10 protein-coding genes and 2 tRNA genes are annotated in these 9,655 nt (G+C 41.1%); 8 read left to right on the top strand and 4 right to left on the bottom strand.

Annotated features, from left to right (window positions below; all coding sequences use genetic code 11):
- Window positions 1-224: 224 nt before the first annotated feature.
- Window positions 225-1,208 (bottom strand): NAD(P)H-quinone oxidoreductase, encoded by a 984-nt coding sequence (locus VIM89_RS18200; protein WP_488157607.1) that lies wholly within the window; start codon window positions 1,206-1,208, stop codon window positions 225-227.
- Window positions 1,209-1,310: 102 nt separating this feature from the next.
- Between VIM89_RS18200 and VIM89_RS18195 the strand changes: the two genes are divergently transcribed.
- Window positions 1,311-1,865 carry a hypothetical protein gene (locus VIM89_RS18195; protein WP_488157606.1) on the top strand — a complete coding sequence of 185 codons (555 nt, stop codon included), beginning with the start codon at window positions 1,311-1,313 and terminating at the stop codon, window positions 1,863-1,865.
- Between the two features lie 141 nt (window positions 1,866-2,006).
- On the top strand, window positions 2,007-3,089 hold the full coding sequence (locus tag VIM89_RS18190; protein WP_488157605.1) for a hypothetical protein: 1,083 nt from the start codon (window positions 2,007-2,009) through the stop codon (window positions 3,087-3,089).
- Here VIM89_RS18190 and VIM89_RS18185 read toward each other — a convergent pair.
- Together VIM89_RS18185 and VIM89_RS18180 are read right to left on the bottom strand one after the other, a co-directional pair.
- Window positions 3,086-3,964, bottom strand: a complete 879-nt coding sequence (locus VIM89_RS18185) for a hypothetical protein (RefSeq protein WP_488157604.1) — start codon at window positions 3,962-3,964, stop codon at window positions 3,086-3,088. The two genes, VIM89_RS18190 and VIM89_RS18185, sit on opposite strands and share 4 nt — an antisense overlap.
- Window positions 3,965-4,063: 99 nt before the next feature.
- On the bottom strand, window positions 4,064-5,257 hold the full coding sequence (locus tag VIM89_RS18180; RefSeq protein ID WP_488157603.1) for a DUF4369 domain-containing protein: 1,194 nt from the start codon (window positions 5,255-5,257) through the stop codon (window positions 4,064-4,066).
- An 80-nt stretch (window positions 5,258-5,337) separates the two neighbouring features.
- On the opposite strand from VIM89_RS18180, the gene VIM89_RS18175 reads away from it, so the two are divergent.
- From VIM89_RS18175 to VIM89_RS18150, 6 genes are all read left to right on the top strand, one after another.
- Window positions 5,338-5,799 (top strand): redoxin domain-containing protein, encoded by a 462-nt coding sequence (locus VIM89_RS18175; RefSeq protein WP_488157602.1) that lies wholly within the window; start codon window positions 5,338-5,340, stop codon window positions 5,797-5,799.
- Window positions 5,800-5,907: 108 nt separating this feature from the next.
- Window positions 5,908-5,981 (top strand) — tRNA-Arg (locus VIM89_RS18170).
- Between the two features lie 19 nt (window positions 5,982-6,000).
- Window positions 6,001-6,065, top strand: a tRNA-Cys gene (locus VIM89_RS18165).
- 70 nt (window positions 6,066-6,135) lie between these two features.
- Complete coding sequence (locus tag VIM89_RS18160) at window positions 6,136-6,708, top strand: adenylate kinase (protein WP_488157601.1); 573 nt, start codon at window positions 6,136-6,138, stop codon at window positions 6,706-6,708.
- 116 nt (window positions 6,709-6,824) lie between these two features.
- Entirely contained in the window at window positions 6,825-7,823 is a 999-nt protein-coding gene (gene obgE, locus VIM89_RS18155; RefSeq protein ID WP_488157600.1) for a GTPase ObgE, read from the top strand.
- A 72-nt stretch (window positions 7,824-7,895) separates the two neighbouring features.
- Entirely contained in the window at window positions 7,896-8,072 is a 177-nt protein-coding gene (locus tag VIM89_RS18150; RefSeq protein WP_488157599.1) for a hypothetical protein, read from the top strand.
- Window positions 8,073-8,085: 13 nt separating this feature from the next.
- Here VIM89_RS18150 and VIM89_RS18145 read toward each other — a convergent pair whose 3' ends face one another.
- Window positions 8,086-9,654 (bottom strand): hypothetical protein, encoded by a 1,569-nt coding sequence (locus VIM89_RS18145; protein WP_488157598.1) that lies wholly within the window; start codon window positions 9,652-9,654, stop codon window positions 8,086-8,088.
- Between the last annotated feature and the right edge of the window lies 1 nt (window position 9,655).

Raw genomic sequence — 9,655 nt, 5'->3', positions numbered from 1 at the left:
ATGATCTGTGATATTTTTCCAATGTTTGGCATATATAACCTGGTAATTTAAAAGATTTTGTAAATGAAATAGTTCCCTATAAAATGCTTTTGTTTTAGAGCCGCAAAGCTAAGGTTTTTTGGTAAATATTTAAATAGTGCCGGAGAAATATTTTTAGTTGGCAGTTTTCGGTTTGCGGTTGGCAGTTTTTCTTCATTTGCAAACTGCAAATCGCCTGCTGCAAACTACTCAAAAACCAGCACAATCTTCCCCACATGCTCACTGCTTTCCATCAGCGCATGGGCTTTAGCAGCATCCCCGGCAGGAAATACGGCATTGATAACCGGTTTTATTTTACCGGATGCCAGCAACGGCCAGATATGCTGTTCAAGACTGCGCGCTATGGCATTTTTAAATCCAGTCTCTCTCGACCTCAGCATTGAGCCGGTAATGATCAGTCTTTTCCTCATCACTTGTGCCAGATCTACTTGAGCATCTTTACCCTTCATCGCATTGATCAAAACCAACCGGCCTTCCTCCGCTAATGACGAAATATTTCCCGGCGTATAATCACTGCCGATCATATCGAGTATTACATTTACTCCTTTACCATCGGTCAATTTGTCGATTGCTTCTGCAAAATCTTTGGTTTTATAATTGATGCCTTTTACTGCACCAAGCTCCTCGCAAAATTTACATTTGTCATCCGATCCGGCAGTTACAAAAACCTTACTTCCTAAAGCTGTTGCCATTTGAATTGCTGTCACGCCGATACCGCTCGAACCTCCATGAACCAGTAAAGTTTCGCCTGGTTGTAGTTTACCACGATCGAACACATTGCTCCAAACTGTAAAAAATGTTTCGGGGAGCGATGCTGCTTCCACAAAGCTCAGGTTGCCGGGTACAGGCAGGCATTGCCCTTCGGGAACATTACAATATTCTGCATACCCTCCGCCTGTAACTAAGGCGCAAATTTTATCGCCAACTTTCCAGCGGGTTACCTGGTTGCCAACGGTAGTAATCGTCCCTGCGATCTCCAGTCCGGGTATGTCTTGAGGGGCTCCTTTCGGCGGCGGATAGTTGCCTTTGCGCTGGTACACATCGGGCCGGTTAACACCTGCGGCGGCTACTTTTACAAGCACCTCATTTGGAGTTGTTGAGGGTTGAGGACGTTCTGCTATTTGTAAAACTTCAGGTCCGCCGGGCTGGGTGATTACTATTGCTTTCATATGAGCTAAGGTATTGGTTTTGGCAATTCACTACACAAATTGAATGGGGAATATGATTTGGTATGGTTTTTTGGTTGATTATCAGTAAAATATAAAGATTATATGAAACCTGCTTTATCAACAATCGTTCTTATTATCCTGCTTGCATCATGCATCAAAGGGATAAACAATCTGCCAATAGTGCCAAAAAAGCCCATTCCGGTACAACCAGTTGTGGTTCAGAGAGATACCGCGCCTGACGGAAGTGCGTTCAAAGTGATGATCCAAAAGGATTCTGCACAACTGGACGAAACAATGCTGATCTTTGATCACACGGCAAGCACTATGTATTTAAATTCCCAGGATGCGGTATATTTTCCCGGTTTTGGAGCGGCAAGCATCTGCAGTTTAACAAGTGATGGTGTTACCTGCGCTATTCAGAAACTGCCTTATTTACAGGAACATCCGATTGGGTTTAAAGTAGGTGCAAAGACGGACGGCATCTATATTTTAAGGCTCTCTTATGCCAACCAGATCCCGGCAAGTATTAAATTCTGGCTGAAGGATAAGTATATGAAAGATTCGCTGGATATGCGGGTAGGCAACTATGCTTTCCAGGTGATCAAAGCCGATACGAATACGTATGGACAGGCAAGGTTTACTGTAGTTTTGCGGTAACGTCAGGCCTATAATCGCATTTTTACAAAACAAAATTTAACTGCTTTGTTATTCAGGGCAGTCTGCTGTATATTGTCGTAACCGAAGTTGCACATTAACATTAAATCGTATTTTGCAGCGGGCTAAACCTTGTATGCAAATATGATTAAATACGACATCTACATACACAGCACTTCCGAACATATATCTCAATTGTGCACCGGCTTTTCAATGCTGGCTGCGCAGAATAAGATCAAACTAACCTGCAATCTGCAGCCATATACCCGTGATGGCAAGTCGCCGCTGAAGGATAAGGACCCATATGCTTTGCAGGGAATGTTTGTGGTGGTTAATGATAAAACAACGGTTTACTATGATACCACCGACGGTGAGAACTTTCCTGAGGAAGCGATGATCGCGGCGGATATTTATTTTAAGCGCAGTTATCGTTCTGAAGCAATTCCTGATGCTTACAAAAAGAAAGTTTATCCGCTTGGCCTCAATTATGAGCTTTACCCTGGCGGAATAAATAAGCTGGACATTGCCCGGTTCTTTTTGAATAAACACGTATCCAAATCGCCAAAGCACATGGCCAAAAGCCTGCTGCGGAATTTACATCTTACCTATCAGCCCTCAGTTGCAGATATGCATTCAACTCCCGATCCGTCGCGCGAGCCAAAGGTGCTGTTTATGACCCGTGCATGGGATCCTGATGGTTTCCCCGACAAAGCATCACCAGAGGTAGCGGAATACTGGAAACGGGCATGTAACGAAGTGAATGAAACCCGTGCATTGATCATCGGTACTTTGCGAGAAAAACTAGGCGACCGTTTTTATGGTGGATTTTCACACGATGAATACTCGGCCAGGAATTATAAGCAGTTTTTACTGACTGATGCGCGCATGTCGAAAAAGAAAGCTTATATCAATATCCTGAAAGAGTTTCCGATATGCATTGCCAGCACAGGCCTGTTCAATTCCATAGGCTGGAAACTGGCTGAATATGTAGCTTTTTCAAAAGCAATCGTATCAGAGCCTTTGTATTTTGAAGTGCCGGGAAATTTTGAAAAGGATAAGAATTATCTTGAATTTATCACTGCAGAACAATGCGTGAAGCAAACGCTTTTATTGTTGAACGATCAGCAAAAAAGAGCAGAAATAATGGAGAATAATAACCGGTATTATAACGAGTACCTATCGCCGGATAAATTGATCTGGAGGACGTTAGAGATAGCTGCAGGCTAAGAATCCTGTACCTCGTAAACCTCTTTCTTTTTCAGCAAGTTCTCAGGTATCATTAATTTTATCCGCTCCTTAACGGCGGCTGTCCAGCGGGTACGAATATCGGTGAGATGAAATTTCAAACTGTATATCGCGTTATTTCTGCTTAGCGTCGTACGTATTTCAGGATGCGATTCGATATTTTTAACAGGATGAAAGATATTTGATTTGCTCAAATAACGCCAATCATAGCGGAAGTATATCTGCTCTAATTGTTTCGGAGTATGGTAAACCAGGTTGTTTTTAATGGCGAGGGTAGGAAATAGTACCTCGAGATAAAATAACCGGCGGTTTTCCCTCGCATAAGCCTTTATTTTATCCAAAAGATTCCCCGAAACCCTTATTCCACATACCATAGCATTGTACCAGGGTTGTTCGAAAGGAATATTGATCATCGGCCACCACCACCAGTCTTTTGATGTGCTGGTGCTGATCTTATACGGAGCAGTAAGCAGATCGCTCGCAGGAAATTTTTTGTCGATATTTTTTATAGTATCCTCATTATAAAAGAAAACATCCTCCTCAAAAAACCAAACCCGCTGATAAGAGGTGTTTTCCACAGCAAAATAATAGAGCGCCTTATCCCAGCCGTTTACTTTTTTAAAGTGCGCTGAATTGGTGTCAGTAAAGCCTGCGAGTTCACAAGATTTCCCATTAACAAGGATTAGATGAACATTTGGATAATCAGATTGTAACGAAGAAAGATCATTTGTATCATCATCGATGATGACATAAGTGTCATATGCCTTAAACTTCGATAAAAATTCGAGCCAAACCGGATGCGGGTTTTTACAGATGACAGCAATAGCTATAGGTTGATGATGATTTAGATCGGCCATTGTAATCACACTATCAAAAACCGGGCTAAAAATCTATTATGCATACTATTTAATAGCTTTTTTTATTTATTTGCTTTTGGAGGTTTATATGATCTCGTTTTACTTTTTATTTAGTACGTCAGCAAGTTTTTTATCCAGATCGATTAAATCGCCTTCGTCATAATCCCTCTTGTATAGTAAACTAGAGCCTCGATAGCGACCTATAATTTTATGGTTTTTATTTACCAATAACAGTAATGATGGTGCCATTTGCTGGATATTGTAGAAAGTATCGAGGTTGGCTACGGGATATGAAAGTATATTATGCCACATTGAAATGTTTTCTTTTTTGACCGAATCAAGCCACATTTTTTTGAATGGCTCCATCGATATTGCAAGTACATCTAATCCCCGATCATGATACTTATTGTAAATAGTTTTTAAGCGAACATTGTCGTTTGCATAATCTGTCCAAAAATAAAGCAAAAGATAGTTGTCAATTTTAAAGTCTTGCGGATTAAACTTGCTGCTGTCTGTATTTATGCCTGAAGGTATTATGATAGTACTGCCAACCGCAGAAGCTCTTCGGTTTGCGATAACTTTTTCTATTGCTTTCCCGGATATACTTTTTTTCACCGCTTCGGAAAATGGATTGTAGAACATCTCTATCGAATCCGTCGGTAAATCGGTACCAAGAAAATTTTCCAATAAATATGCGCTTAAAAATGATTGTGAGTGGGTGCTTATATAATGGTAATCTATTTTATACCATTCAAGTTGGTATTTATCTAATTCTTTAGCTATAGCTACATGTGCTATGTGGTTTTTGGGAGTATTGCCGGCTCTTTCCAACTCAAACATTTTTTCATATAGCGAGTCTTTTGCTTTAATTATAGGTACATATGCTTTCTGTAAATTATCCCATTCATCCTGAATGGCCGAGCCGTATAATTTAGCATGATCAAAATGGTTTTCGTCAAGAGCAATAGTCATGTTGCCAGGGCTTAAGAATAGTTCAGTGGCATTGGAAAAATTCGGGTTCCTGTCAGGTTTTATTTTGATGTTGCTCATTAGGATAGCTTCGCCGGGGGGACTGACACGACCTTTAAATATAAATGCACCTTTATTTAACCTTGTGTTATATTCTACCTTATTTCCGGTGCTATCCCGGTAGGTAAGAAATAAAGTATCAGCTTGCTTGCCGTGATAAAGTCCTTTTAATATAAAATGATCATCAGGCTTTTTATTTTTCTTGGGTGTTTTACAAGAAGAAAAAGTTAGGAAGCACAAAAGCAAGTAAAACATCGATTTCATTCGATAAGGCAATTGATCTTAAGTCACCTCAATTTAGTAAATCTTAAATAATTATCATTTATTTGCTTAAAAAACTATTTATGGCAATTCAAACAGGACAGCAGGCGCCACAATTTACATTGGTATCATCAGAGAGAAAGGAAGTATCACTGTCTGATTTCAAAGGGAAAAAAGTAGTGCTTCACTTTTTCCCGGCGGCGTTTACAAGCGTTTGCACTACGCAGCTTTGCACCATGCGTGACAATTTTGCTTACTATGAGGGACTGAATGCACAGGTGTTGGGTATATCAGTCGATTCACCTTTTACACTGGCTAAGTTCAAAGCAGAAAATAACTATCAGTTTCCTTTATTGTCTGACTTTAACAAGGAAGTTTCAGCTGCTTATGGCGCTTTGTACGAGGAGTTTGTTTTGGGAATGAAAGGCGTATCAAAACGTGCCGCTTTTGTGACCGATGAAAATCAGAAAGTGATCTATGCCGAAGTACTGGAATCGGCCGGTGACTTGCCCGATTTTAATGCAATCGCCGAAGCTGTAAAGTAATTTCAAAAAAATTAGCACTGTTTCAAAAGAAATCCTATTTTTGCAGTCCGTTTGAAAAAGCGCCTGCTTAACCGGGAAGCAAGTTTAGACGGAAATATATAAAGTGTTGCACTTGTAGCTCAATTGGATAGAGCATCTGACTACGGATCAGAAGGTTAGGGGTTCGACTCCCTTCAAGTGCACTATAAAATAAGCACGAATAGCTCAATTGGATAGAGCATCCCGATTACAAATCGGGAAGGTTAGGGGTTCGACTCCCTTCAAGTGCACAAAAAAGTTTTAGGGCCTTTCTGTACTGTACCGGAAGGCCTTTTTAATTTCAACCAACAACTATATATGCTGAATTTAGTTCTGTTTGGTCCTCCAGGGGCCGGTAAGGGTACTCAATCAAAAAATCTTATCGAAAAATACGGTTTAATCCACCTTTCAACAGGCGACTTACTTCGTGGTGAAATTGCTGAAGGAACTGAACTGGGTTTGGAAGCCAAAAAGCTGATGGATGATGGCAAACTGGTGCCCGATGCTGTAGTTATCGGTATGATCAGCCATAAACTGGACGCTAATAAGGATGCTAAAGGCTTCATTTTTGATGGTTTTCCACGTACAGTAGCCCAGGCCACAGCATTGGACGAACTATTGCAAAGTAAAGGTTCTTCTATTACAGCTATGGTAGCTTTGGAAGTTAATGATAATGAATTGGAGCATCGCTTATTGTTGCGTGGCAAAGATTCAGGACGTCCAGACGATGCCAACCCGGAAGTTATTCGTAAGCGCATTAAAGAATACAATGATAAAACGGCGCCGGTAGCTGACTTTTATAAAGGCCAGGATAAATTTAACAGCATCAATGGTATTGGCTCTATCGACGAGATATTTGCCGCTATCAGCGAGGTGACTGAAAAATATTAAGATAATAAATCTGTAAAGCTATGTATCCGGGAAACTACCCCCGGATATTTTTGTTTAATAAAAATTCGTTTCGGAAAAATAAATCCGAAATCGTAATCTAAAATCCGAAATCAAACGTGTCTCAAGGTTCAAATTTTGTCGATTATGTGAAGATATGCTGCCGTTCGGGGCATGGCGGGGCTGGCTCTGCACATTTGCATCGCGATAAACTGACAGCAAAAGGCGGCCCAGATGGCGGTGATGGCGGCAGGGGTGGACACGTGATTGTAAAAGGCAACGCCCAGTTATGGACGCTGCTGCACCTTAAATTCCGTAAACACGTTATCGCAGGAAATGGTGAGCCGGGAAGTTCAGCTTTGAAAACAGGCAAGACCGGCCAGGATGAGATATTGGAAGTGCCGCTGGGTACCATCGCCAAAGATGCAGAAACTGGTGAGACGATTTTTGAGATCACACAAGATGGTGAAACCAAGATATTAACACCCGGCGGTCGTGGTGGGTTGGGTAACTGGCATTTTAAATCGGCCACACAGCAAACCCCGCGCTTTGCACAACCCGGCGAGCCTGGTCGCGAGGACTGGAATATACTAGAATTAAAACTATTAGCCGATGTAGGTTTAGTTGGATTTCCAAATGCCGGTAAATCAACCTTGTTATCTGTAGTTTCGGCGGCAAAACCTGAGATTGCTGATTATGCATTTACCACCCTGGTACCCAACCTGGGCATTGTGGCTTACCGCAATAATAAATCCTTTGTAATGGCGGATATTCCCGGAATTATCGAAGGAGCGTCGCAGGGTAAAGGATTAGGTTTCCGGTTTTTACGCCATATTGAACGTAACTCGGTATTACTGTTTATGGTACCTGCAGACACCAGCAGGAGTATCAAAGAAGAATATGATATTCTGTTGAGAGAATTAAAAGAATACAATCCGGAACTGATAGACAAACCCCGTGTGCTTGCGGTTACCAAGTCGGATATGCTGGATGCTGAGTTGCAGGCGGAGATGAAAAAGGAATTGCCAAAAGGTATTCCGTCGGTGTTTATATCTTCAGTAGCTCAGAAAGGATTGGATGAGCTGAAAGATCTGCTTTGGAAAGAGATCAATAAATGATTTCGGAAGTCGGAATTACGATTTCGGATTTTCATTATGAAACAATGACTTTAAAATCATTGTTAATTAAATATGAAAACTAAAGTCAAACCGATTAAAAAAGCCAGTAAGAATCCGGTAACAGAGGCAAAAGGACACCCCGATGGGCCAAGCTTCACAGAAATGCTAAATGGCGAGGAAGAGAAAATGTTGAGGAAAAAGAAAGGGAAGAAGGAAGACCCATCAGATGGGCCAATACCGGTTATTTAAAAAACACCCGTAGTTATGGTGCTTTATACAAAACATACTTGTCGCTTAGCTTCTCACCATACCAGTGTTTGTAATCAGGAAAGCTTTTTAGTATGAATTTCTCTTTTGGTCCGGCGTAATTATCAGGCAGGATAATATAGAGTGGGCCTGAATGACCGTCATGCTCATAGTCATCAAAATCAATTTTCAGATCGTTGCCAATTGGTTCCAGGCCAAGAACGCGGTTATTTTTGATTTCGAGCCCAAGCTCTTTATTAACGAATACGAACGTGGCATTGTGAACTTGCTGATCGATGGCCATCACTTTGTTTAAAGCGGTTTGATCGATATTTTGCTGGGCAATACCTGAGATGCCATGAGCACTTTTATTTTTGTTATACAGATAGCCTTTCACCAGGTAAAATATGCTGGTAAAAGCAATTCCCGTCCATACGATACACAAAAGATGCCGGTAAGATCTTTTAACCTGGCTAAATAAATAAATGGCACCGGGTATTACCAGTAGACCAATCACCCTGAAATGCCTGCCCTCATAAGAAATGGTCTTCTGCATCAGGTATACATAGCTAAAGAATAGGAATGCAATCGAATAAAAAATGATTACCAGCAAGCGGTAGTTCTGATCTTGCACTTTTCGGAGAATACTTCTGACCAGCCATAAACTCAGTATCGCCAGCAGTATTAATATGATTATTGCTTGCCAGTCATTAAATATTACTTTACCGGTGTGATAAATCAACCCGTGGCAAATATCATCGATAGAAAAGCCTGATAATAGGGGTGAAGCTAGAGGGAAGGTAAATGTTTTTAATGTTAATTTCAGCCCAGCTGATGCGGAAGTCGGGTTTTGGCCTTTTGATAGAAACGATATATAAATAACACCTAAAGCTATTATCGCCGGTATAGCTATCCAGATGCCATTTTTTATCCAATCGCCTACAGCTTTTGAAGAAGATAACCTGATCCAGATGAATAACAAACCTGCCGCAAATACCCACATGGTAGACGATTTGCAGAAGAAGCCAATCAAGCCTGAAAGTAAGATGAAAAGTATTAGTTGCCACGAAGGTTTATTGAAGGATACACAGCCATAAAGAAACCAACCTGTAAAAGCAAAGGACAATATTTCGCCGCCATTGTAGAACACGTAAGGCACTACAAAAAACTGCTGGCAGGCAATAAATAGCATGCTCAACGCAACAATGAAAGGCGTAAAGCCAACCTTTTTGAAGAAATAATAAAACCCGGATAAGCCCAATAGTTGGCATATTAACACAGTTAATGCCGATGCCTGACCGCTGTTTAGTCCAAATATCACCTTAAAAGCATAAGGCACAAGGTATTGACCCGGTGACCACCAGGTGAGAAACTCAGAAGTATTTTTTGAAAAATCAGCCTGATCGGGTGTTACCATCATATTGAATTGCCCGCCCATTTCCATCGAGCGCATAACCAGGAAACCATTTGCAGGATCAGGAAACAGCGAAGGGGGGGCAATAAACGACAAAAGGCCTAAGATCACCACAAGGGTGAAAAGGCTACCCATAACGATCTTAGCAGTTTGTTGTTGGTTAGATGGCATA

The sequence above is a fragment of the Mucilaginibacter sp. genome (assembly GCF_036568825.1).
Lineage (GTDB): Bacteria > Bacteroidota > Bacteroidia > Sphingobacteriales > Sphingobacteriaceae > Mucilaginibacter.
This window is presented reverse-complemented; position numbering and strand designations above follow the sequence as displayed.

Excerpts from the sequence above, each read along its gene's own strand:
- VIM89_RS18200 (WP_488157607.1), bottom strand. The coding sequence starts at position 1,208 with ATGAAAGCAATAGTAATCACCCAGCCCGGCGGACCTGAAGTTTTACAA.
- VIM89_RS18195 (WP_488157606.1), top strand. The coding sequence starts at position 1,311 with ATGAAACCTGCTTTATCAACAATCGTTCTTATTATCCTGCTTGCATCA.
- VIM89_RS18190 (WP_488157605.1), top strand. The coding sequence starts at position 2,007 with ATGATTAAATACGACATCTACATACACAGCACTTCCGAACATATATCT.
- VIM89_RS18185 (WP_488157604.1), bottom strand. The coding sequence starts at position 3,964 with ATGGCCGATCTAAATCATCATCAACCTATAGCTATTGCTGTCATCTGT.
- VIM89_RS18180 (WP_488157603.1), bottom strand. The coding sequence starts at position 5,257 with ATGAAATCGATGTTTTACTTGCTTTTGTGCTTCCTAACTTTTTCTTCT.
- VIM89_RS18175 (WP_488157602.1), top strand. The coding sequence starts at position 5,338 with ATGGCAATTCAAACAGGACAGCAGGCGCCACAATTTACATTGGTATCA.
- VIM89_RS18160 (WP_488157601.1), top strand. The coding sequence starts at position 6,136 with ATGCTGAATTTAGTTCTGTTTGGTCCTCCAGGGGCCGGTAAGGGTACT.
- VIM89_RS18150 (WP_488157599.1), top strand. The coding sequence starts at position 7,896 with ATGAAAACTAAAGTCAAACCGATTAAAAAAGCCAGTAAGAATCCGGTA.
- VIM89_RS18145 (WP_488157598.1), bottom strand. The coding sequence starts at position 9,654 with ATGCCATCTAACCAACAACAAACTGCTAAGATCGTTATGGGTAGCCTT.